The 25,212-nt window shown below is 47.5% G+C and carries 18 protein-coding genes; 13 read left to right on the forward strand and 5 right to left on the reverse strand.

The features are described from left to right. Positions 1-60 precede the first annotated feature (60 nt). Positions 61-1,494, reverse strand: a complete 1,434-nt coding sequence (locus MKY28_RS29240; RefSeq protein WP_340937726.1) for a VanW family protein — start codon at positions 1,492-1,494, stop codon at positions 61-63. Positions 1,495-1,748: 254 nt separating this feature from the next. Between MKY28_RS29240 and ftsE the strand changes: the two genes are divergently transcribed. The 5 genes from ftsE (at position 1,749) to MKY28_RS29265 (ending at position 7,811) form a co-directional block, all read left to right on the forward strand. Next, positions 1,749-2,435: a cell division ATP-binding protein FtsE gene (ftsE, locus tag MKY28_RS29245; RefSeq protein WP_024631580.1), complete on the forward strand. Its 687-nt coding sequence runs from the start codon at positions 1,749-1,751 to the stop codon at positions 2,433-2,435. Then, positions 2,425-3,342: a permease-like cell division protein FtsX gene (ftsX, locus tag MKY28_RS29250; RefSeq protein ID WP_036612410.1), complete on the forward strand. Its 918-nt coding sequence runs from the start codon at positions 2,425-2,427 to the stop codon at positions 3,340-3,342. The genes ftsE and ftsX overlap by 11 nt, the downstream gene beginning before the upstream one ends. A 187-nt stretch (positions 3,343-3,529) precedes the next feature. Further along, entirely contained in the window at positions 3,530-4,810 is a 1,281-nt protein-coding gene (locus tag MKY28_RS29255) for a murein hydrolase activator EnvC family protein (RefSeq protein WP_036612408.1), read from the forward strand. A 135-nt stretch (positions 4,811-4,945) separates the two neighbouring features. After that, positions 4,946-6,418: a S41 family peptidase gene (locus MKY28_RS29260; protein WP_237177463.1), complete on the forward strand. Its 1,473-nt coding sequence runs from the start codon at positions 4,946-4,948 to the stop codon at positions 6,416-6,418. A 64-nt stretch (positions 6,419-6,482) separates the two neighbouring features. Then, positions 6,483-7,811, forward strand: coding sequence for a PDZ domain-containing protein (locus MKY28_RS29265; protein WP_340937727.1), 1,329 nt, complete (start codon positions 6,483-6,485; stop codon positions 7,809-7,811). A 95-nt stretch (positions 7,812-7,906) separates the two neighbouring features. Here the strand turns inward: MKY28_RS29265 and MKY28_RS29270 are convergent, their stop codons facing one another. Together MKY28_RS29270 and MKY28_RS29275 are read right to left on the reverse strand one after the other, a co-directional pair. Then, positions 7,907-8,596: a response regulator transcription factor gene (locus MKY28_RS29270; RefSeq protein ID WP_340937729.1), complete on the reverse strand. Its 690-nt coding sequence runs from the start codon at positions 8,594-8,596 to the stop codon at positions 7,907-7,909. Positions 8,597-8,616: 20 nt separating this feature from the next. Then, positions 8,617-9,828: a sensor histidine kinase gene (locus MKY28_RS29275; RefSeq protein ID WP_340937730.1), complete on the reverse strand. Its 1,212-nt coding sequence runs from the start codon at positions 9,826-9,828 to the stop codon at positions 8,617-8,619. A gap of 211 nt (positions 9,829-10,039) precedes the next feature. Between MKY28_RS29275 and MKY28_RS29280 the strand changes: the two genes are divergently transcribed. Genes MKY28_RS29280 through MKY28_RS29290 form a run of 3 tightly spaced genes read left to right on the forward strand, consistent with a single transcriptional unit; the run spans position 10,040 to position 13,355 of the window. Beyond that, positions 10,040-10,975, forward strand: coding sequence for an ABC transporter ATP-binding protein (locus MKY28_RS29280; protein ID WP_340937731.1), 936 nt, complete (start codon positions 10,040-10,042; stop codon positions 10,973-10,975). Between the two features lie 12 nt (positions 10,976-10,987). Beyond that, complete coding sequence (locus tag MKY28_RS29285) at positions 10,988-12,184, forward strand: ABC transporter permease (protein ID WP_340937732.1); 1,197 nt, start codon at positions 10,988-10,990, stop codon at positions 12,182-12,184. Further along, positions 12,177-13,355 carry an ABC transporter permease gene (locus MKY28_RS29290; protein WP_340937733.1) on the forward strand — a complete coding sequence of 393 codons (1,179 nt, stop codon included), beginning with the start codon at positions 12,177-12,179 and terminating at the stop codon, positions 13,353-13,355. The genes MKY28_RS29285 and MKY28_RS29290 overlap by 8 nt, the downstream gene beginning before the upstream one ends. Positions 13,356-13,455: 100 nt before the next feature. Here the strand turns inward: MKY28_RS29290 and MKY28_RS29295 are convergent, their stop codons facing one another. Next, on the reverse strand, positions 13,456-14,289 hold the full coding sequence (locus MKY28_RS29295) for a flagellar motor protein MotB (protein WP_340937734.1): 834 nt from the start codon (positions 14,287-14,289) through the stop codon (positions 13,456-13,458). Continuing rightward, entirely contained in the window at positions 14,273-15,070 is a 798-nt protein-coding gene (locus MKY28_RS29300) for a flagellar motor protein (protein WP_036612388.1), read from the reverse strand. The genes MKY28_RS29295 and MKY28_RS29300 overlap by 17 nt, the downstream gene beginning before the upstream one ends. A gap of 169 nt (positions 15,071-15,239) precedes the next feature. Between MKY28_RS29300 and uvrB the strand changes: the two genes are divergently transcribed. From uvrB to MKY28_RS29325, 5 genes are all read left to right on the forward strand, one after another. Next, positions 15,240-17,231 carry an excinuclease ABC subunit UvrB gene (uvrB, locus tag MKY28_RS29305; RefSeq protein WP_036612386.1) on the forward strand — a complete coding sequence of 664 codons (1,992 nt, stop codon included), beginning with the start codon at positions 15,240-15,242 and terminating at the stop codon, positions 17,229-17,231. Between the two features lie 790 nt (positions 17,232-18,021). Next, complete coding sequence (gene uvrA / locus MKY28_RS29310) at positions 18,022-20,880, forward strand: excinuclease ABC subunit UvrA (protein WP_076254108.1); 2,859 nt, start codon at positions 18,022-18,024, stop codon at positions 20,878-20,880. Positions 20,881-21,218: 338 nt separating this feature from the next. Continuing rightward, a complete protein-coding gene (locus MKY28_RS29315) occupies positions 21,219-21,431 on the forward strand; it encodes a hypothetical protein (RefSeq protein WP_017692026.1) in 213 nt (70 codons plus the stop codon). 278 nt (positions 21,432-21,709) lie between these two features. Continuing rightward, positions 21,710-22,879 (forward strand): S1C family serine protease, encoded by a 1,170-nt coding sequence (locus tag MKY28_RS29320; protein ID WP_340937735.1) that lies wholly within the window; start codon positions 21,710-21,712, stop codon positions 22,877-22,879. Next, complete coding sequence (locus MKY28_RS29325) at positions 22,866-24,818, forward strand: stalk domain-containing protein (protein ID WP_340937736.1); 1,953 nt, start codon at positions 22,866-22,868, stop codon at positions 24,816-24,818. Before MKY28_RS29320 ends, MKY28_RS29325 begins: the two co-directional genes overlap by 14 nt. Positions 24,819-25,212 lie beyond the last annotated feature (394 nt).

A 25,212-nucleotide genomic window follows, 5' to 3' on the forward strand; every position in this document is an offset into this window, starting at 1 on the left:
GTTTATCCTAGAATGCATGAATTACGGATTGAACTCTTTTGGCTGCTTTAGAAATAGAGCCTAAGGCTGTTTCGTATCGCTAATTCCGTCCTCGACCACAGAAGGCCCTTGCGGGTCAGGCAGGCTGCTATGACCGGAGCGGGCAATCAGGCGATTCTGAGCTTTGTACGTGTCCCGTGTAATCGTTTTGGATTCGACCACTTTGCCGTCCAGCCTCTTGGTTCTTACCGTCTCCACAATATATCCAGGCTGTCCGTCTTGCAGCACCTGCTGTGCACCATCAGGCAGTACAGTACTGGACACATATTTTACCGGAACACTTAATGTTTCAATGGTGCGAGATTCAAGTGCATAGCTGACATTCTTCGGGAATGTGCCGAAAAATTTCACCATCAATTGGTGGTTCTTTACCTCTGCATGAATGAGTAAGGATTTTCCGGTATTATTCTTGAAGCGAAAATTGATGGCTCCCGAGGCAAAGGTGGCATCCAGTCCTTTCGGCAAATATTTGACCGGCAGGGAGTGGTTACGACGCTCAATAATTTCAAGACCCGTCAATAGTGCTGCGTTATACACCGTACTGGATACCTGGCAGATTCCCCCACCAATTCCGGGGGTGAGTCTTCCATTAACAATGACCGGGGCCTCACGAAACCCATACTCCTTTTCAGCTTGACGGACGACCTTCTCATAATCGAATGTGGCATCTGGTGGCAAAATCATGCCGTTAATCGCTTCCGCTGCTGCGCTGACATTATGTATCCGGCCATCACTACTATTGCCCAGACCCGTGGAGAACTGGATGATCTTTCGGTCAATGCCTTCCTGGCGCAGCGAATCAAGGGTTACTTCAGGTTTCAGCGTATACAGTGGTACCTGGATCAGCAGTGGGGCGGGTTTCTCATCCGGGTTCAGTACACTGAAATCTCGGTGCAGCTTCGTCTGAATGAGACTTGTGAGTGTGTCCCAGTCAATCCGGCGGACGCCCTTTTCCGGGATATACTGGACTTTGTCACTTGTGGTAATGCGGCGAACAGCGTCCGCAGGTGTACCGAAGGTTTCTTTTTCCCAGGCAGGGCTGAGATGTTCTTGGAGTGGTCTTGAGTTATAGGTCATATCGAGAGAGAACTCTTTCGGAAAATGATAACGTGCATAAGCGCGTTCCCACAGGTTACCTTCCTCCAGTTGCTGTATAGCGGACTCCAAGCTGTTAACGTTGTAACTCACCCCCACCTGAGCTGCGGTATACGACATCGTCTGGGGGTTGGGTTCAGTCACTTCAAAGGTGACAGGCCAGTCCTCCAGCTTTTGGATCTGTTCATCCAATTCATGCAATACGTTCTTACGATTCTTCCCCTCCACCAGCATCTCGCCAACATGAACGTTTTTGGGCAGGGCAGGCTGATTCACGTACATATACAACAATCCATAGGACGCGGAGCCGATCAAGAGGATGGAGAATAGAACAATGACCGTCAAATGTATTTTTTTCATAACCGTACGCTCCTTTATACTTCAGTTGTTCCCGACTTTGTAACACTTTCTATATATATGATCCAATGCAGGAAAACTTTCGGGTACTCAATAGGTAACAAATTTGTTACAATAAACTTCATATGCATCCATGCTTCACCATTGAAACAGGAACGAAGTGGATTTTTCCCTGATGAAATTCAGGTCTTTTTAAAGGAAATGCCGGGATTGTGTCGAAATGATAATGGCTAACTATGCGAGCAGGAAGTGATGATGTGATAGAAATGCAGGACGTGTGGAAGACCTACGCCAATGGGACCCACGCATTACAAGGGGTGTCGGTGAAGATCGACCGCAATGAATTTGTTTATATCGTCGGTCCGTCCGGAGCAGGTAAATCGACATTTATGAAATTGATGTACAGAGAAGAAGTTCCGACCAAAGGACAAATATCCATTAACGGATTTAATATTGGTAAGTTGAAGCCAAGAAAGATTCCTTATGTGCGTCGTAACATCGGCGTTGTGTTCCAGGATTTTCGTCTGCTGCCACGGATGACAGCATTTGAGAATGTGGCATTTGCCATGGAAGTTATTGAAGCACCGAAGCGTCATATCAAAAAACGAGTGATGGAAGTGCTCGACTTGGTGGGACTGCGGAGCAAGGCAAATCGCGAACCTTCACAGCTCTCGGGTGGAGAACAGCAGCGTATTGCCATTGCACGGGCTATCGTCAATAACCCATCGGTTATTATCGCGGATGAGCCTACAGGTAACCTCGATCCGGAGACGTCGTGGGGCATTATGCAACTATTGGATGAGATTAATTTCCGGGGAACAACCATTGTTATGGCAACCCATAACAAAGATATCGTGAATACGATGCGTAAGCGGGTAATTGCGATTGAACGTGGACAGATTGTACGGGATCAGATGAGAGGGGAATACGGTTATGAATTTTAGTACTCTCTTGCGCCATCTGCGGGAGGGATTCAAAAACGTATTCCGCAACGGCTGGATGTCTGTGGCCTCCATCATGTCCATCATTGTGTCGCTATTGATTCTTGGTGTGTTTATGCTACTGGTCCTCAATGTGAACTCCATGGCGAATCAAGTTGATAGCCAGGTGGAGATCAGCACGTTCCTCGAACTGAATGTGGACGAGAACCTGCGTAACACACTGGAGCAAGAAATCAGTGCGATGCCTGAAGTAAGTGAGATTCGTTTTGTTTCCAAGGAAGAAGGACTCAAGGAGTTCCGTGAGCGTCTTGGAGAGAGTGCAGATAACGTGCTTAGCGGTTTCGATGTGGACAACAACCCACTGCCGGAGACCATTGAAGTTGAGGTCATTGAACCGGAAACCGTCACTTTTGTGGCGCAAAAAATCGAAGCTTTGAACGAAAAACACCCGGAGAAGCCAATCATGAAAGTGAACTACGGCAAGGAAACGGTGGAAGTGTTGTTCAAATTTACGAAACTTGTTCGTAACATCGGATTTATTTTTGTTGGGGGACTGGGTCTGATGTCCATGTTCCTGATCTCGAATACGATTCGCGTAACGATTTTGGCACGTCGCCGGGAGATCGGTATTATGAAGCTGGTTGGTGCAACCAATACCTTTATTCGCTGGCCTTTCTTTATTGAGGGTGCACTCATTGGATTTATAGGCTCGGTCATTACGGTTGGTGTGCTGTTTGTTGGGTACAGCCAGTTGATGAAGACGATTGGTCAGGATGTTTTCATGCAGATGCTTAACTTAATCCCGCTCGGCGAAATCTGGGGGCTGTTTGGAACACTGTTGATCGGACTCGGTGTGCTGGTAGGTATTTTGGGAAGTACACTGTCCATTCGGAAATCACTCAACGTTTAATTTTGTTTTCAACGATCAAATTGCAGAATATGTCGAAAAGAATGGTAAAGCAGGTTCATTAATGGACGCTGTTTGACGATATGTAGGAAAGACGGAGTCTTTTAAGATTGAAGAAAGCAAAGAACATGCTGTTCACCACCTGTGCAGGTTGCTTTCTTGTGAAATCATAGGATGGGGGATCATCATTTTGAAAAAAACCGCTTCGCTGCTGGCCTTTACGTTATTGGCCAGTTTGACGCTTCAACCTTCTGACGGATATGCCAAGAGTAGCATCAGCGATATTGACCAACAGATTCAGCAACTGGAGAGCAAGGCCGCTTCTGCCAAGCAGGAGCAAAAAAAAGCGGCTTCCAACAAAAAGGAAGCACAGCATTACAAGAACAAAACCAACGCTTATCTGAAGGTTGTTATGGAACAGATCAATGTCGTTAGTGATGAACTGGCGAGTGTATCCTTGCAGATCGAGAACACGGAGGAAGATCTTCGTACAACGAAAAAAGATCTGCAAGCGGCAGAAGAACGCATTGTTGCAAGGGAAAAATTGTTGGAGTCACGCGTGCGCCTGATGTATACGGACGGTGCTGTATCCTATCTGGATGTATTGTTGTCCTCTACTAGCTTCACTGACTTCCTGACCCGTGCGGATTCACTCAAAACGATTGTGGATCAGGATCAGCATCTGCTGGATGAGCACAAAGCGGACAAGCAACTTGTCGTCGACAAAAAGGCAGAACTGGATGTGCAATATGCGGAAGCCAAGAGCCTGTATGCACAGAAGAAACAGCGCAAGTCCCAATTGAATGAAAAAGAAGCGGAAAAGCAAGTGCTTCTCGCTTCATATGATGCTAAAATTGAAGAGTCAGAAGAGCTGACACAAGAGCAGGAAGATGTACTAATGCAGATTGCCAGCAAACGTTCGGCACTTCTTCAAGAGAAAAATAAATTGCGTGAACAGCAGGCAGCTGCCGCAGCCAAAGCAAAAGCCGCAGCAGCGGCTCGGGCGAAAGCTGCAGCCAAGGCGCCTACTAGAGTGAGTTCGGATAGTAGCAGTGAGGTCACGTATTCATCCGGTAATGGTATCTTCTCAAGACCGGTATCTGGAGGACGTATTTCTTCTGGATTCGGCCCCCGTACCCATCCAATTACGGGCGTAGTGGGTAAAATGCATGCCGGTGTCGATTTTGCTGTTCCACAGGGAACTTCGGTTCACGCTGCTTCTGGCGGAATCGTGATCATGGCTGAATGGTATAGCGGTTATGGTTATACGGTTATTGTGGACCACGGCGGTGGACTATGGACGTTATATGGTCACTTGCGCGAAGGTGGATTCAAAGTCAGCAAGGGAGACACAGTGAGCAAAGGGGATACCATTGCGGAGTCAGGAAATACAGGGAACTCTACTGGACCTCACTTGCACTTTGAAGTGAGAGACAACGGTACCGCTGTAAATCCGATGAACTATTTGTAATTATTGCTCCATCGTTCGAATGGAAAAAACATATTCCGTACAAGCTAGACATATAATAAGCTGGCATGTTCAGGGAATGGATTCTGGCAACAATGGAATCGGACACGCTTCAAAACTAAAGGCGGTGACAAACGGATGATGAAGAAAAGATCGGCGCTACTGCTTGTCATTGTGGGTCTCCTGGGTGGTAGTTTGCTAACCCTGGTACTAATGACTTACCCGGGAATAGCAAACCAAACCACAGCGGGCGAAGGTTTGCTGGCTAGTGTAACCGGCAATACACAGCAGAAGAACGATTTGAAAAAGATTGAAACTGCGATGGATTTGATCTCAAGCAACTATTATAAAGACGTGGATCAGACCAAATTGATTGACGGTGCGATCAACGGCATGATGGAATCGCTTGGTGATCCGTACTCCAACTATATGGGGCAGGAAACGGCTGCTCAGTTTGAAGAGTCGATCGAAGGTTCATTTACCGGTATTGGCGCAGAGGTATCCTCACAGGATGGAAACGTTGTTGTTGTTTCCCCAATCAAAGGATCTCCTGCCGAGAAAGCGGGTATTCGTGCAAAAGACATGATTATGTCGGTCAACGGCGAATCCTTGCAAGGTTTGGAACTGAACAAGGCTGTTAACAAAATCAGAGGTCCCAAGGGCAGTGAAGCGAAGGTACAAGTTAAACGTGCTGGATCTTCCGAGCTGATTGAATTTGTGATTGTACGTGATGATATTGATCTGGAGACCGTATATGCTCACATGGAGGATGGCGGAATTGGCGTTATTGCCATTACTCAATTCTCTTTGAATACAGGCGATCGCTTTAAGGAAGAGTTGGCGAAGCTTGAGAAGCAGAACATGAAAGGTCTGGTCATCGACGTACGGAATGACCCAGGCGGTGTATTGCAAGTTGTTATTGATATTGCTGAACAGTTTGTTCCTAAAGGCAAGGTTATTGTGCAGGTTGAAGACAAGAACGGCAAAAAGGAACAAAGCAAGTCCAATGGATCAGCCAAAGCTTACCCAGTCACAGTCCTGATGAACAAAGGCAGTGCGAGTGCGTCGGAGATTTTGGCCGGTGCATTACAACAGTCAGCAGGTGCTAAGTTGATTGGTGAAAACTCCTTTGGTAAAGGAACCGTCCAGACGAGTTATGACAAGCAGATGGGTGATGGCAGCTTGCTGAAGATCACTATTGCCAAGTGGCTCACTCCGAACGGAGACTGGATTCATGAAAAAGGAATCAAACCGGATATTGCGGTAGACCAGCCGGATTATTTCTCGGTGGCACCGATTAACAAAGAGAAGTTACCACTGAAATATGACAGTAATAGCTCGGATGTGAAAAGTGCGCAGACGATGCTGAGAGGACTCGATTTCAAACCGGATCGTGTGGATGGATACTACGACCAGAAGACGGAAGAAGCGGTCAAGGCATTCCAGAAGCAAAAAGGCATTCAGGCTACAGGGCAGATTGACGAGAAAACCGCTGAATCACTGGAAGCGGCTCTGATTGAACGTATTGCCAATCCTCAATATGATGCACAGCTGAAACGCGCGATCGAAAATGTCTCGAAGGATATTTCGTCCGCTGTGTCGAAGCCATAAAGAAGGCTGATTTTCAGCCTTCTTTTTTTCTGAACCGGCTGAAAGAGAGGGGTGACCGACCACAATGGAATGGGTATGGCCGTGGTTAACTACATTAGGGGAAGCTTTGTTGCAGTTGTTTATTCAGCCGTTTTATTATATTGCGGTGATCCTGATTGCGCTGATCTATCATCGTCAGTTACTACAGGAGCGTAAATTGTTTCATGTCCGTTTGCAAAGCTCGATAACACAGACGATTCGGGCGGTGCTCGGAGGCATACTCATTGGTACCATCGCATCGATTGTGTCCCTATTCCTCGGTGCACATCTTACACTGGGAAGCCTGATATGCATATGGGCTGCAACATTAATTCTATCCTTGTTCCGTATCCGGTATCTGTGCTTTGCTTATGCGGCCGGGTTACTGGGTGTGTTGCAATTTGGTTTGAATCTGGCTTCAGGCTGGCAACCATTGGGTTGGATGGGCACTATCACGGAAACGCTACGTACCCTGGATATGCCTGCACTGCTTGTCCTGGCAGCCCTTCTACATATGGGTGAAGCCTTGTTGGTACGCATGCAGGGGGTATCGATGGCATCACCACTTCTCTTCGAGGGAAAACGCGGGAAACTGGTTGGTGGATATCAACTGCAGCAGTTCTGGGCTATTCCTCTACTGATTCTTGTTCCAGTCACAGGAGGTGGCGCGGAGCTGGCATGGAATCCACTGATGAATGCAGGTCATAGTTACATGCTGGTTGCGTTGCCGATTATGCTCGGATTTGGTGAGATAACGCAGAGTATGCTTCCGGGACAAAAGGTACAGATCTCATCCAAGCGGTTGATGATATACGGGGCAACTTTGCTCGTGTTCAGTTTGCTTGCTGCATGGTGGTCTCCACTTATGGTGGTTGCTGCGCTGATCGCATTTATTGGACATGAATTTCTGGTATGGTACAGCGCGTTTGAAGAGCAAAACCGCAGTCCGGTATTTGTCCATCCGCAGCATGGGTTGAAGGTATTGGCTGTTATTCCGGAGAGCCCTGCTGCAGATTTGGGGATTGAAGCAGGAGAGACATTGTACAAGGTGAATGGTAAGTTGGTTCATTCACCGGAAGAGTTACATCGTGCCCTGCGGATGAACCCGGCTTTTTGCAAACTAGAGGTTCGCAATCACCAGGGTGAAAGCAAGTTCATGCAACGAGCGATCTATGAAGGGGAGCATCATCAGCTTGGGGTCATTATGGCACCGGACAATCACGAGGTTTGGGCGATTCGGTTACGTCCACTGACGTTGTTCCATATCATCAACCTCAAATTGTTTGCCCGTCTGAAAAAACCACAAAGGGACGAAGCTCCCTTGGCGTTACCGCCAGCCCCTGTGGGCAGTGATAAAGGGTCCATAGAGATGTAACAACTAAGCATACGTGATGAAGTATGTTGCATAAATCAAGCAATGAAAAAGGTATTTCCGAGCGCCGTCACAGGCAAGGGAAATACCTTTTTTTGTTATTGTTTTAACATAAAGATGGCGATTTGGGTCCGATCACGCAAGCTCAACTTACCGAGAATATCCGTGACATAGTTTTTGACGGTGCCTTCACTGAGGAACAGTTTGGCGGCAATTTCCTTATTGGACAACCCCTCCGATATGGCCTCGGCAACCGCCAGCTCCATACGAGTCAGTCCATAGGCTTCGATTGGATTCTGTGTCAGGGGAATTGCAGCGGGACGAAGAAGGCCTGCCAATTTGCGGGCAATATCCGGATGGATTAACATATCACCGTTATGTACGGTCTTGATGCCTTGAATTATCCGTTCGGGGGGGACGTTTTTGAGCAAATAACCGCTTGCTCCATTCTGTAATGCCTGAATAATATACTCATCGTCGTCAAACGTCGTCAGCATGAGCACTTGGATTTCAGGAAAACGTGCCTTGATGCGTTTGGTACCTTCAACTCCGTCACATTCCGGCATCCGAATATCCATTAACACCACGTCCGCAGACGTCCCTGATTCAAGCAATTCCAACGCTTCCTGCCCATTTGAGGCCGTGCCTGTAACGAAAATGCCAGAGTCGAGTCCAAGCAACACTTTCAGGCTCTCACGAATGAAGTAATCATCGTCTGCGAGAATCAGCCGAATAAGTGGGAGCTGGCCTGAATCATTCTTGTTGTTCACATCATTACGTTCGGACATGAGAATATTCACTTCCTTTTTCAGAGTATATTCAACTGGTTCGTTATTGGAATGCGTGTAATCACTGTATACGGATAAGCCGATTGGATCTCCAACGTTCCTCCCACCATTTGTGTGCGAAGAAGCATGCCTTCCTGTCCTATGCCATTTCGCTTGGAAGAATGAGGATTGATTTTGCCATCATTACTCACACTCATACACACTTCTTGATCCCCGAATACCAACTCCACTGTGATCGAAGAAGCATTTCCGTGTCGCAGGGCATTGGTCAGGGCTTCTTTGGCATTTTTGAACAAAACGATTTGTATGCTGGGATACAGCACATGGGATGGGCCATGAACTTCATAATTTGTCTTCACGCCGGTATCTCTGCCCACTTCCTCTAGGAGACGATCCAGGGCGTAGACTTCGGATGCATAGGAATTAGGTTGCAGTTTGTGCAGTGTGCTGCGCATATCATCCATACTATCGGCCAATTGATCGCGAATCTGTCGCACCATTTCCGTTCCTTGTTCCATATCGAGGGGGAGGGTCAGCAGGGCGGCTTCCGACATCATTTTGGTGCGAATCAGTCGATGCCCGATATCGTCATGAAGCTGTCTGGAGATACGGGTACGTTCCTCTGTCTGAGCCACTCCTTCAAGTTGCTTTGTAAATAACAGCAGCTGCGCACGAGTTTCTTGTAGCTCGTAATGTTTGCTGCGAAGTTCGTCATAGACTTGTTCCAGTTGTCCGCGGCTGTTCGCCGTTCTTGATCCCTGCCAGGACAGAGCAGCTGTGATGAGCAGAAGCAGGTTGCCGAGAACCATCGCAGTTGTCTCTGTGGAGAGTAATGTAGTGTCGGTTGTAGTTAGTGTGGTTAACCCTGGCTGCGATGCCTGTGGGACAGAATAATGCCAATGCAAAGCGACATTGTTAGCGACAAGCTGAATTGCAAACATCAACCATCTCCGACTTCCCTCTAGTCTGTATATATACACGTAGAGCACGGATAGAGAGAGGAAAAACATAAATGGTCCATACGAAGCAATCAGCCAGCAGCTCCAAAGTATTTCGGCCAGCAGCAACAGCCATTGCTGTGTACTTGAACGGTTAAAATCTTTCCACACGGAGAGTACAAGCGCGATGATGATATACAAGGTGTAGATGGCTTCGTTTTCCAAGGGCAGCATCAACATGTACAGTACTGCTGGAACAATAATTAATCCGTATTGCAGAAACCGCATGGGCATATGTAAATGACATCCTTTATATAAAAAGTGGAGTAGAAAATCTCTTGGTAATGCGCCCTTGATTATACCATAAGCAGCATTCGAATCAGGAGATGACTTAAGTCACCTTCGATTCATGACTTTTTGTACCTTCGCTACAGATTGCGATCCGTTACAATACAAATATGAAATCCAGCGGCGGAAGCCGAAACGGAAGAGGGGCGTAAAAGGGATGGGTATACTTGAAGTGGATCATGTTGTGAAACGATACGGCAGCAAGCTGTCCGTGGATCATTTGAACCTTAGCGTTGGCAAAGGCGAGATTTTTGGATTGCTTGGTCCCAATGGAGCAGGAAAAAGTACCACCATCAGCATGATTGCAGGGCTCCTGAATATGGATCAGGGTGAAATCAGATTAGATGGGATCTCGGTCAAGGAGCGACCGCTTGAAGTAAAGCGCAAGATCGGACTCGTTCCGCAGGATCTGGCTTTATACGAAACCATGTCTGCTGCGGAGAATGTGACCTTTTTTGCCAGACTGTATGGACTGCGTGGAAAATTGCTTAAGGAAAGAGTGCAGGAGTCCCTAGAATTTGTAGGGTTGCAGGATAAAGCAAAGGATGCCCCCTCGACCTTCTCTGGCGGTATGAAACGCAGGTTAAACATCGCATGTGCGATTACACATCGCCCGGATCTAATTATCATGGACGAACCGACAGTTGGCATTGATCCGCAATCCCGGAATCATATTCTTGAATCGGTACGGACACTCAACAAGATGGGTTCAACGATCATATATACAAGTCATTACATGGAGGAAGTGGCGGCGATTAGTCACCGGGTTGCGATTATGGATCAGGGGCGAATTATTGCCTGTGGGACTGAAGCAGAGCTGAGAGAACGTGTAGCATCGGAGGAAAAAGTAGTGCTATCCACTTCCGGTATCGGTCCCGACGTCGTGGAAGAACTGAAACTTCACCCCCGTGTGCGGATGGTAGACGTTTCAGAGAATACACTGATCATTACGCTGCCTTCGGCACAGCAGGATCTCCAGGATCTGCTCTTCATTTGCAGCAAACATGAAGTATCCATTCAGTCGCTCAAGGTCGAAGAGCCGGATCTGGAAACGTTGTTCCTCAATCTGACCGGGCGTACACTTCGGGACTAGGGGGAGCGAGAGATGAATATATGGCATATTTGCATCTTTGAATTAAGGCGTATTCTTAAGATTCGATCTGTGGTGTTAAACCTGTTTATTTTGCCGTTGTTACTGATTTTTATATTGGGCACGGCACTTTCCAGTACGATGGGTACGGCGGCGGATGTTATTCCGGATACTGTACGTGTGGGAATCATCCATTTGAATACCGAATCTGGTGGAGGATCAAGTACAGTTAATCAAGCGCTGGATACATTCGTTAAATCCCCGGAAGTGGCTGAGATGGTCAAGGTGCAGAACTTTACGACTGAAGAAGAGGCCGTTCATGCGTTGCGTACCGACAAGCTGGACTTTGCTGTAATGATTCCTTCGGATTTTGAGCAAAACGTGATGATGGGGAAAGAGGCCAGGTTACAGTGGATACGAGGAAAGGACAACACACTTAATACCTTGGGTGAAACTTTGTTCACACGTTTTACGGATGAATGGAACCGACAGATGGCGATTACCAAAGTGCTCGGTCCGGAAGTAATTGCTGCCATGGCCTCTGCTTCGGAGTCCGGTGCGGCGAATTCCACCTCCATTGCTGTCACTAATCCAGGTAAGACAGGTACGGCGTATAGTGCCTCCCAATACTATGCAGCTTCCATGCTGGCGATGTTCATGTTGTACTCAGGCATGACAACCAGTACCAGCCTTTTTGGAGAGCGTGATAACAAAACGTTAATTCGCCTTCAGGCTGCGCCGATAGGTAACGGAGTTATTTTCGCTGGAAAAATTGCAGGCAATAGTCTACTCGCTTTCTTACAAGCAACAACGATCATCCTTATGACATATTGGCTCTACGGTGTAGATTGGGGATCGCATCCTTGGTATATTGTGCTGACTTGTGTATGTATCACATTGGCCTCCATGACCCTTGGTGTAATCGTCGCACTGGTATGCAAAAGCACAGCATCGGCCAGTGCAACCATCCAAGGTATCATCGTTGCCATGACATTTATTAGCGGTGGGTTCACGCCCATTCCAATTTATTTTGTACAACGGCTTAGCGAATTTACGGTTAACCACTGGGCGCTCCAAAGTTTTCTGAGAATGATGCTGGATGCACCTGTACGAGAGATTGTATATAACATTCTAATGTTAGGCGTGGTATGCGCTGTATTACTGTTCATCTCAGGATTGATCTATAGAAAGGCAGGATACCGATATGAATAGTCTACACATCGCCTGGTTGATGATTAGACGTACACTTGGCCGTAAAATGGGCTTCATTACGTTTCTGCTTCTGCCTTGCCTGGTGGTTACAGGAGCAGTTGCTCTATTTGGAAGCGAGCAGAGTACACGTACTGTTATTCCCTATGTCAATGAGGATGGAGGGGTGGCAGGGACATGGATGATTCATGAACTTGCTGGCAAAGAGGAGTATCTGCTCAAACCGATGACAAACGAAGCAGAAGTGAAGGAAGCCATCGCTCAGCAAAAAGGAAGCTCGGGTATCATCATTCCGGCACATTATACGGAGGATCTGTTACAAGGAAAGCCAACCGAGATCCAACTGGTGGAACTGCGTATAAGCGAAGATTCCTATACCCTACGAGCAGCAGTTGAAGGTTTGACGAGCGGATTGTTACAATCTGCTTCAGCTGTTAAGGTGGCGGCAGGTCCTGTCTCAAGTGAGACGGACATACTATCGAGTATACAGAAGCCCTTTGAACAGCTTTTACAGGAGATAGGAAAACATCAGGTTGCTGGTGAAGTCACCGATCTTCAGATTTATCCCAAGCCAGGCCTGAACAATGTGACTGGATTTACAATCATGTTTATGATGGGGCTGCTGACCAGTGCAGTGGCTGTGATAATGGAAGATCGCAGGAAACGTACGATGGCCAGAGTATATACGGCACCCGTCCGTGCATATGAGATTGCGCTTGGTAATTTCCTGGGTAGCTTTGTCATTGGCATGATTCAGATTGTTCTCGTTTTGGGAGTCAGCAGGTGGCTGCTGCATTATGATGCCGGTATTCCTTTTGGCATTCATTTCATCATCTTGGCCGCATTCATGCTGGTCTCCATGGGGATCGCAAGTACCGTGGCAGGATTAATCCGTAATCCCAAAAATGCCAACATGCTGAATTCACTTGTCATTATGCCAACCTGCATGATAGGTGGTTGTTTCTGGCCGATCTCGTTGATGCCGAATTATATGCAAAAGCTCGCCAACTTTGTTCCACAGAAATGGGCGATTCAGGCGGTGGAAACGATCTCTGCTGGTGGTACATTGTCGGATATCATATTGCCACTATTGATATTGTTTGGCATGGCTGCCATTTTGCTGACTGTAGGCTCTGCGATTCTACGCCCTAGCCAGCCAGGAGTAGAGGCATAAGGTAATACGACATAAAAGAAAGCACGCTCTGCTGAATTGAATTCAGTTAGAGCGTGCTTTCTTTGCATAAGGAATGATGCATTATGGGAGATATTGATGATTAAGGTTGAAGTTGACGCAGGACCGTTATTTCAACCCGACGGTTCTTTTGTCTTCCGGCGGCAGTGGTGTTGTCACCCGTTGGGCGAGTATCCGCATATCCGGCATACTGGAAGCCGTCCGGGTTAAGTTTCTCTGTATCCAAAAAGAATCGTAATACAGACAGTGCACGTTCTCCAGAAAGTTCCCAGTTGTCTTTGTACGTGGAGTTGGCCCCGACCGGAATATTGTCCGTATGTCCTTCGATGCTGACAACGGTATTCAGATCCCGAAACAGGCTGGCAAGTTTACTGAGCGTTGGTGCTGCACCATCCTTTAGAGCGGCCTGTCCCTGATCAAACAGGAAGCGGTCACTGAGGGTAATGGATAGGCCCTGTGGCTTGTCCGCAACAAAAATCTGATTTTCCAGTTTATTATCCTCGATATATTGGGTAATCACATTGAATAGATTTTGCAATTCCTGCTCCTGTGATCTGAACTGTTCTTCCCGTTCTGTGAGGGGCTTGTTGTCATCATCTGGTGTTGCAGTCCCTGTATCGGAAGGGTCATTTGAAGGATCTTCACCCTGAACCTCAGATGGTGGAGTCTCTGTAATCGTTTGACCGGGTTTCTCACCGAGTCCCTCACCAAGCTCAAGGATTGAGTCGGACGCATTAAATGTATTTTGTAACGATTGAGTAACGACGTCATATTTACTGGAATCCAGATTGCTCATGGCATACATGATGACAAAAAAGATCAAAAGCAGAGTTATGAGATCGGCATAAGTAATCATCCAGCGATCCCGATGATCGATAGTTTCACGTTTTCCGCGCCGTTTACTGCGCCGACTCATCCAATCCCTCCTTTGCTAGGGGGCGTATATGCTGACGATGCGTAAGGGTGAAGGACTCCAGTCTTTTGCGTACAAGCTGGGGATTCTCACCGTTCTGAATGGCAAGTACACCTTCGAGAAGCATTTCCATGGTCTGTACTTCATCGGCACCTCTGGATTTGATCTTAGAGGCAATGGGCAAAAAGATAAGATTGGCACTGGCGACCCCATACAGGGTTGCGGTAAAGGCAACAGCAATGGCAGGTCCGAGTCCGGTTGGATCGGTCAAACTGCCAAGTACCTGAATAAGTCCCATCACGGTTCCGATGATCCCCATGGTTGGAGCGTACCCACCAGCGGATTCGAATATTTTGGCGTAACCCTCATGTTTTTGTTCAATGGAATCAATCTCCATCTCCAGGATCTGGCGAACCACATCCTGATCGGTACCATCAACAACCATCTGGATACCGTCTTGCAAAAATGGATGCGGATGATCCATAACCTTGCGTTCCAATGCAAGTACACCTGAGCGGCGTGCGATTGAAGACATCTCCACCAGTTCTTCAACCCACAAGCCTGAATCATTATTGTTACGTCCAAAAGCCATACGCAGGGCAGCTGGAATCGTACGAAGGCGATGCGCCGGGAAACTGGCAACCACAGCAGCAATCGTTCCACCGAATACAATTAAAGCAGCCGTTTTTTGCAGGAGACCAGACAATTGGCCGCCTTCCCACAAAAAACCGCTAATGACTGCGGCAATTCCGGCAATAATACCGATAAGTGTCGCAATATCCATAAATTAACCCACTCCTATCTTCATTTCACGTTTGCATCACTAAAACGAACGAGGTATAATTAAACGGGAACAAATATTCCTATTACTATAAGTTTTCCCATATGAAAATTCGGGGAACTTCGACAATATATAGTGACTATTATTTTAGACGATAGGGTGAGATACGGCAATGAGCGATATTATAATGAGCGACAAAACGTTCGAAATCGAGTCAGAGTTTTCTCCCCAAGGTGATCAGCCTGCAGCCATTATAGAATTGGTGAAGGGTGTTCAGGAGGGGAAGAGATACCAGACACTGCTGGGTGCAACGGGTACGGGTAAGACGTTTACGATAGCCCAGACGATAGCCCAACTGCAACGTCCGACGCTGATTATTGCACACAATAAAACGTTGGCAGCGCAGCTTGCAAGTGAGTTCAAAGATTTTTTTCCTAATAACATGGTTGAGTATTTCGTCAGTTATTACGATTATTTTCAGCCAGAAGCATATATCCCGTCCTCCGATACGTATATCGAGAAGGATTCAAGTATTAATGAAGAGATAGACAAACTGCGGCACGCAGCGACAAGTTCGTTGTTTGAGCGCAGGGACGTCATCATTGTAGCGAGTGTTTCCTGCATTTATGGTTTGGGTTCACCGCACTCGTATTCAAGCATGTTGCTGTCACTTCGGGTAGGCATGGAGAAACCGCGCAATCAGATTTTGTCTCGTCTGGTAGAGATCCAGTATCAGCGGAACGATATTAACTTTGTGCGGGGTACATTCCGTGTTCGTGGGGATGTTGTTGAGATTTTCCCTGCCTCCAAGGGTGAACATGCAATTCGGGTTGAATTGTTTGGTGATGAGATCGAGAAAATTACGGAGATTGATGTGTTAACCGGAGAACTGATTGGTGAACGTGAACATATTGCCATCTTCCCGGCGTCTCACTTCGTAACGCAAGAAGAGACAATGAAGGTTGCGCTGGTGAACATTGAGCGTGAACTGGAGGAGCGTCTTGAAGTGTTGCGTGAACAGGGGAAACTGCTGGAGGCTCAGCGACTGGAGCAGCGCACAAGGTATGATATCGAGATGATGAAGGAAGTTGGATTCTGTTCGGGGATTGAGAACTATTCCGGTCCGCTGACTTTCCGCGAACGCGGCGATACCCCATACACACTGATGGATTACTTCCCGGATGACATGTTGATCGTGGTCGATGAGTCTCACGTGACTCTGCCACAGATCCGTGCGATGTACAATGGTGACCAGGCGCGGAAGACGGTATTGGTTGAGCATGGTTTCCGTCTGCCGTCAGCGCTGGATAATCGTCCACTCAAATTCGATGAGTTCGAAGGCAAGATGGATCAGATCATCTATGTATCGGCCACACCAGGCCCGTATGAGATAGAGCATACCGATACGATGGTGCAACAGATTATCCGTCCAACCGGACTGCTTGATCCAATCATTGAACTGCGTCCAACAAAAGGGCAGATCGATGACTTGATTGGTGAGATTAACGACCGGATTGCCAAAGACGAGCGTGTGTTGATCACAACATTAACGAAGAAGATGTCGGAGGACCTGACGGATTATCTGAAGGAAGTTGGAATTAAGGTTCGTTATCTGCACTCTGAGATCAAGACGTTGGAACGGATGGCAATTTTACGTGATTTAAGATTGGGCGTGTTCCATGTCCTAATCGGAATCAACTTGCTCCGGGAAGGTCTCGATCTGCCCGAAGTTTCCCTCGTCGCTATATTGGATGCCGATAAGGAAGGATTCCTGCGTTCCGAACGCTCACTGATCCAAACGATTGGTCGTGCGGCACGGAACAGCGAGGGTCGCGTTATTCTATACGGTGACAAAGTAACGGATTCGATGGATAAAGCGATAAAGGAAACAGAGCGTCGCCGCGCAATTCAGATCGAGTACAACGAGAAACATGGAATTACACCACAGACGATTCGCAAAAAAGTGCGTGATGTGATTGAGGCAACCAAAGTTGCCGAATCCAAGAAAGACTATCTTACAGGCGCAGCCGAGAAGATGTCGAAGAAAGATCGCCAGGCGCTTATTCAGCGCCTAGAGGTAGAGATGAAAGATGCAGCCAAAAACCTGCAGTTTGAGCGTGCTGCCGAGCTTCGCGATGCGTTGCTGGAACTTCGCGCTGAATAAGATACAGCTCATTCATATGCTCCGGTAAAGATGGATCTGTAACAAGAGAACGGCCAATTGGCCGTTCTCTTGTTGAGTAAGGAAATTGATGATATCTACCGATAATAAGAGATGTTGAAATCTTGAATTCAAGTCTATACTGATAGAAATGTTGAAATTGGTTAAAAGGTTTATAGGAAAGCAATTGGGAGTCGAGAGTGCCCCAGTGTTGACCTCGGAGCCGAGCCGAAGGCAATGGCGACCTGACGCGACCAGGGCGAAGCCGAGAGCGTCCGCTCTTGACCTTGGAGCCGAGCCAAAGGCAATGGCGACCTGACGCGACCAGGGCGAAGCCGAGAGCGTCCGCTCTTGACCTTGGAGCCGAGCCAAAGGCAATGGCGACCCTGTCGCGACCAAGGCGAAGCCGAGAGCGTCCCGCTCTTGACCTTGGAGCCGAGCCGAAGGCAATGGCGACCCTGTCGCGAACGTGGCGAAGCCGAGAGCGTCCCGGTATTGACCTTGGAGCCGAGCCGAAGGCAATGGCGACCTGTCGCGAACGTGGCGAAGCCGAGAGCGCACCCTCGCAGTAGAGCGGCCGTATAAGGTTCCGGCAATGAGCCGGAACCTTATACGGAGCCGCGGGCACACGACCACCCTTCACATAGCAAGACCCGACCCCTCACCGTTGCACCGCTTGTTTCGGGTGTCCAGAGGGCTGCGCCCTCTGGGGCCCTCCCTTGGAAGGGAGGGTTTGGGAGGGATCGAAAAGCCTTTAAAGGTTTGGATTAACACACTGAGAGGATGAATACTATTGGCGAGCGATAACATTGTCATTAAAGGCGCACGAGCGCATAACCTGAAAAATATCGACATTACCATCCCGCGTGACCGGTTTGTTGTATTGACCGGCCTGAGTGGCTCAGGCAAGTCCTCGCTGGCTTTTGACACCATCTATGCCGAAGGACAGCGGCGTTATGTAGAATCATTGTCAGCTTATGCACGCCAGTTTCTGGGACAGATGGAGAAACCGGATGTGGATTCCATCGAAGGATTATCTCCTGCCATTTCAATAGATCAGAAAACAACAAGCCGTAACCCGCGTTCCACGGTTGGAACTGTGACCGAAATTTATGATTATCTGCGTCTGTTATTTGCACGTGTGGGCCATCCACATTGTCCAGACCATGGCGTAGAGATCAGTTCCCAGACCGTAGAACAAATGGTTGACCGCATTATGCAATATCCAGAGCGTACCCGGTTGCAGATTTTGGCACCCATTATCTCGGGCCGCAAGGGCGAGCATAAAAGTGTATTTGCTGATGTGTCCAAGCAGGGCTTTGTCCGTGTACGGGTGAACGGGGAACTGCGTGACCTGTCAGAGGATATTCAATTGGAGAAAAATAAAAAACATACGATTGAAGTCGTTGTTGACCGGATCGTTGTTAAAGATGATGTACAGGCGCGTCTGGCCGACTCTATTGAAACAGCACTTAATTTGTCCGGTGGACAACTACTTGTGGACATTATGGGCGAAGAAGAGCTGCGCTTCAGTTCCAACTTTGCCTGCCCGGTGTGCGGATTCAGTATTGAAGAGCTGGCACCGCGGATGTTCTCATTTAACAGTCCTTTCGGGGCTTGCCCGGATTGTGATGGGTTAGGTGTGAAAATGATCGTTGACCCTGATCTGCTCGTACCGGATCGGACTAAGACCATCGAAGATGGAGCTTTTGATGCTTGGACAGGTGGCACATCCACCTATTATCCGCAGTTCTTGAAGTCAGTATGTGAACACTTCAACATTCCGCAGAATGTACCTGTCGAAGATCTGCCAGCTGAGCAGATGAACAAGTTGTTGCAGGGTACAGGTACGGAGAAAATCCGTTTCCGCTATGAGAATGACTTTGGACAACGGAAGGAAGCACTGGTTACCTTCGAAGGTATCGTGAATAACCTGGAGCGTCGTTACCGGGATACAGCATCTGAAGGTATCCGTGAGTTTATTGAGGGTTACATGAGTGCGAAGCCTTGTGGTACATGTAAAGGTCAGCGTCTGAAACGCGAGAGTCTTGCGGTTACGATCAATGATCACAACATGGCCTATGTGACTAGTTTGTCCATTGGTGAAGCTGGCCGATTCTTTGATACATTGGAATTGTCGGAGAAAGAGCAGACAATTGCCAAGCTTATTCTGAAAGAAATCAACAGTCGTCTCGGCTTCCTGGTGAATGTTGGTCTGGATTATCTTACACTAAGTCGTGCTGCCGGAACATTGTCCGGTGGGGAAGCGCAGCGGATCAGACTGGCTACACAGATTGGTTCCAGCCTGATGGGTGTGCTGTATATTCTCGATGAGCCAAGTATTGGCTTGCATCAACGGGATAATGACCGTCTGATCTCAACACTTGCGCATATGCGAGACATTGGTAACACCTTGATCGTGGTTGAACATGATGAAGATACGATGATGGCTGCCGACTATATTATTGACATTGGTCCTGGTGCGGGTATTCACGGAGGTACCATCATGTCACAGGGTACACCGGAGGAGATCATGAACGATGAGAACTCCTTAACCGGTCAATATCTGAGTGGACGCAAATTCATTCCGATTCGTACAGAACGTAGAAGTGTAGGAGACCGTTGGCTGGAAGTACGTGGAGCCAAAGAAAATAACCTGAAGAATCTGAATGTGAAGATTCCTGTAGGTGTATTTACTGCGGTAACGGGTGTGTCTGGCTCAGGTAAATCCACATTGATCAATGAGATCCTCTACAAAACGCTGGCACGTGATCTGAACCGTGCTCGGGTACGTCCGGGTCAACATAAAGAGATTCGTGGTCTGGAGCATATCGATAAAGTTATCGATATTGACCAGTCGCCAATCGGGCGGACACCACGTTCCAACCCGGCTACGTATACAGGTGTCTTTGATGATATCCGGGATCTGTTTGCTCAGACGAACGAAGCCAAGGTACGTGGATACAAGAAAGGCCGGTTCAGTTTTAATATCAAAGGTGGACGTTGTGAAGCCTGCCGTGGAGACGGCATTATCAAGATCGAGATGCACTTCTTGCCGGACGTCTATGTTCCTTGTGAAGTCTGCAAAGGCAAACGATACAACCGGGAAACGCTTGAAGTGAAATATAAAAACAGAAATATTTCCGATGTGCTGGAAATGACGGTTGAAGATGCAACCCAATTCTTCGAGAACATTCCGAAGATCCATCGTAAAATGCAGACACTGATGGATGTGGGTCTGGGTTATATCAATCTGGGACAACCTGCAACCACATTGTCTGGTGGTGAAGCCCAGCGTGTGAAGCTCGCTTCCGAGCTGTATCGCCGCAGTACCGGGAAAACCATTTACATCCTCGATGAGCCGACTACGGGTTTGCATGTCGATGATATCGACCGTTTGCTGAACGTATTACATCGTCTGGTTGATTCTGGGGAATCGGTGTTAGTGATCGAGCATAACCTGGATGTGATCAAAACGGCAGACTATGTTGTTGATCTGGGTCCAGAAGGCGGTAGCGGTGGAGGAACCATTGTTGCAACCGGAACACCTGAGGATATCATCAAAGTAGAAGCTTCCTATACAGGCAAGTACTTGAAGCCGGTTCTGGAGCGGGATACCGAGCGGAGCAAGGCACTGCAATTAGTAGACTAAGGTCCTCTAACCAGTAGTTATATCAATATGAAGTGGCAGTATTGGCTCTTCTTCTCGAAAAGGTAAAGACGTTGGATTACGATCTGATGTGCTCTGCTTCCGAGAAGAAGGGCTTTTCATTTTGAGTTATGCACAGTGTTTCCTTCGGACTAAGGTTATTTCATGAGAGTGTTTACATATGCGTTATGACGAGCATTACAGGAATATTCAGCCAAATTGTCTTTTTTTCATTTTTATGGATGATAGGGCTTGCATTACAAGCAGGGTACAGATAACATAGAGGAAGATATTAGGGTATGCGTTAGCTGTTCAACTATGGTAAGGAGGTCTGTCTATCCATGCTGTTTGCAGAAGCTGCCACGGCGAGTACATCGAATTTTAATGCATTTGATATTTTTGTCATCTTATTTACGATCCTGATTTTCATCGGAGTTGTTCGGCTTCTTCGGGCACCGAAGAAGAATCTGTTTGCGATCGGATTTGCAGTAGTCAGCCTACTGGTATTTCTGATGACAGACTATGCGATGATAACGGGTTGGTTTGCTCAGTAGGAATGCTGCTGAAGTGAATGGAATTTAAGCCAAAAGAGATATGGAGGAACACTTTCCATGGGAGACATGGAGGGTGTTTTTTTTCGTTTATATGGAGCGATTGAACAAGATTCTACCTTCTCTACTAAAATAGGACTTAAAACAATTGTATATCCAGATTCTGTATGATACATTGAGGGATACCGGAATTGCAGATGAGAGAAAAAGAGAATTGATTCAGCGATGAATCCGATGTCGAGTCGCGCAAGAAGGATGTATAGAGAGGGTCAGGTGAGAATATGAGCGTGTTGGGTAAAAAGGGGATAGCCATACTGATGGCTGCTGTACTCTCGATTAGTGTAGCGGCAACGGCCGGTGCAGCTGAATCCAAAGCGGCGATGCAAGCGAAAGTGGTAGACGGTCAAGTCTATGTGAACACCAAGGATCTGCTCGAGGCAGTTGGTGGAAGTGGACAATATGATGCCAAATCAGGAACGTACACGTACAAGGGAAGTGAAGCCATCCCCAAAGTGATCGAAAAGGTATCTCCTTCGGTCGTAGGCATTATTGGGAAATCTACCGAAGTGCAGGACGGTGCAACATCAGACGACCGTTATAATCTTGCACATGGTACAGGTGTCATTATCCGGTCGAACGGATGGATCGTAACGAATGCTCATGTGGTGGACGGATTAACGAATCCGGTGGTCGTAACGACGGATGGCAATACATACAAAATTACGAAAACATACAGTGATGCACTCAGTGATCTGGCTCTAATCAAAATCAATGCCAAATCACTCAAACCGGCGAGCTTTGCCAAAGCTTCACAAACCACTGTTGGAGAAACGGTGATTGCCTTGGGTACGCCGATTTCCTTTTCTTTGCGCAACTCGGCAACGGTAGGGGTAATTAGCGGCTTGAATCGTGGTGTTGAGGCGACCTATCGGTTGATTCAGACCGACACGGCCATTAACCCAGGAAATAGCGGAGGACCACTGGTCAACCTGAAGGGTGAAGTGGTTGGTATCAATTCCATGAAATTCTCTGCAGTAGGCGTAGAGAGTTTGGGGTTTTCGATTCCAGTGGATACCGTTCAATATATCATCGATCAGTTTTTTAAATATGGAAAAATAAAACGTGCAAGTCTGGGGCTACAGCTGGAAGAAAGCTGGTCTGCGATTGTGGGCCTGCCTACAGATGATCCCTTAACGATTACGGGCGTACTGTCTCCAGAAGCCAAGAAAGCCAAAATCAAAGAGGGCGATGTCCTTTACAGTGTCGCGGGCACACGTGTCTCTTCAGTAGTGGATATCAATGAGTTGCTCAAAAAGTATCTACCTGGACAAAAGGTAAAGCTGTTGATGCAATCGGATGGCGATATCGTCACCCGCACGTTAATGCTTGCTGATCGCGCAGACATCGTAGACGAGGAAGATGAAGCGTTCCTTGCAGATGAAGAACAATAAAGCCCGGCGATCAGCCCGGATGGAGAGAGGACGAAAGAACGGAATGAAAAAGTCATGGATACGTGTGCTAAGCACAGGTGTATTAACCGGGATGTTGACCATTGGTGCGGCATTGCCTGTATGGGCATCTGATCTGACAACAAGTGAGCTACGGGTCAAAGCGGGTAGCACGAGCGCCTACATTAACGGCGATAAGCAGGCCATAGCCAAACCGTACAAGGTCAAGGGTGTAACGATGGTGCCTGTTGGTGTATTCAAGAAAGCATTTGGCAGTGAAATCCGGCTGGAGAAAAATGATGTTGTCAAAATCAAGGAAGGTCCGCACACGGTCACCCTAACGATTGGCATTTCAATTGCCTGGGTGGATGGTGTAAAACATGAGATGGGTGCCGCCCCCAAGATGGTGAATGGCGTACTTATGGTTCCACTTCGGCCGGTTGCTGCCGGTATCGGAGCGACGCTAGCTCCAACCAGTTCCGGAGAAATGGTCATTCGTCTGTTGCAAACGGATGATTCGGTGGATGATGAGGATGGTATTCATCCGGATGAAGGCAAAACCAGAATTGGCAACAGTTTTTACGGTTGGTCCATTAACTACCCGGCAGACCTTATAGTTTTCCAGACCGGTGAGCAGGAGCGTATGATGACTTTTGGCGCTGCGGACAACAGTTATTATCTTGAAGTGTATGTCAGCGATCAGGATGTGGCTTTGGATGCAGATGATTTGTTGCAGCAACTTGTCCAGGAGGCCAAACAATCGGGAGATACGGTGCTGGATCGTGAAGCGGTGTCGAAAGGCAAAACTCCTTATGCACGGATTATCGTGAAAGATGTAGACGGCATGTTATGGGAGATGCGACAGTATCTGAGCGAAGGTCGTCAATATGATGTGTACCTCGCGGATTACGAAGCCCTGAATTATAAAGATCTGGGCAAACGTGAAGCGCTGCTCAATTCATTCCAGCCAACCTATGCGGAATCGGATCGAACGATCAAGGACCTGTCCACCGTAGATAATGGCATGCGCTCCGCGTGGAACGATGACTATGGTATTGAATTGAAGATTCCTGCCGGCTGGTCGATCGACAACAATCAGATGATCTATGAAGCCAAGGATGGTGCATATCTGCAATGGCGTGTCACATCGGCGAAGGCAGGTACTACGGTAAAAGACTGGAGCGGCCAACTGGATAAGTGGATGCGGGAGACATTTACACCAGAGAGTTACGAGCCAATTGGTTCATATACGATGGATATCTCGGGAGAGACTTCCGAGGTGAATGAATTCCGTTATAACTTTGGCGGGGGCTGGCAGACCGAGTTCGATGTTCTTTTGCAGAAGAATGGGTATCGATACTATGCAGAGTATACGTTCCCTGAGGAGCAGGTTGCAGATCGGGCATGGTTTGAACGGATTATGAAGAGCGTGGAGATTGATTTTGATACGGTTGCCGATAATTTTGGTCAGCTGGATGAAGATCCTTATTTGACAGACAAAACGAAGACACTTACACGTACGTCCAAACGTTATAAATACAGTGTAGATATTCCGCGTTACTGGACGCCGTATAGTGATCGATTCGAATATTCACCTGTGGTGTACACCTTTACTGGCGGAGAATTCTCCATTGCGGCGAGCGAAGACAAGTCGATCGAGATGACGGTCAGCCAATTGAGAGAAGCCTATGCCGAAGCCACCAAAACCCGTAAGAACTTCAAGTTGCTTGGCAGTGAAGAGCTGACGTTTGCGGGTGTGCCTGCATTTTCCTTTACGTATCATGAGCTGGACAAAGGCGTGCCATATGCGGGTCGTCAGATCGTGTTTGAGAAGGACGGAACAACCTATACGATCACAAGTGGGCTGAATGATGCCAACAAGACAGAAGTTCAGGCGGCAGCCTTGGAAAAAGCAGTGAACTCATTTACTTTTATTAAATAAATGTAGTGGAGCCGGAGGGTCAAAAGACCTTTCGGCTTATTTGTTTTCTGTATAAGATAAATTAAATATTTACACTGGGACGAAGAGTGCAGAACCGATCTGAAGAAGCGAAGCGTGCGCGTTTATCACCAGATTTTTCCCCTTTAGAAAAGGAAATAAAAAAAATCTGGGGGTAACAGCGATCGGAAGATGGTACTGCAATCGAAGTGTCTAGTGTAAATCTTAATGGAAATGAAAATGGTTTTTTCAGGAAAACGTAGAAGAGTCGGTGCAGAAGTGGTACACTATACTAGTTCAGGAGTTATGACTACTGATCTGATGAATAGGAATGACTGTAAGCTTGGAGTTCAGGCAATACAGACATAATAGATAGATATTGTAATACCGTGACAAT

It is taken from the genome of Paenibacillus sp. FSL R5-0473 (assembly GCF_038004565.1).
GTDB classification, from domain to species: Bacteria; Bacillota; Bacilli; order Paenibacillales; family Paenibacillaceae; genus Paenibacillus; species Paenibacillus amylolyticus.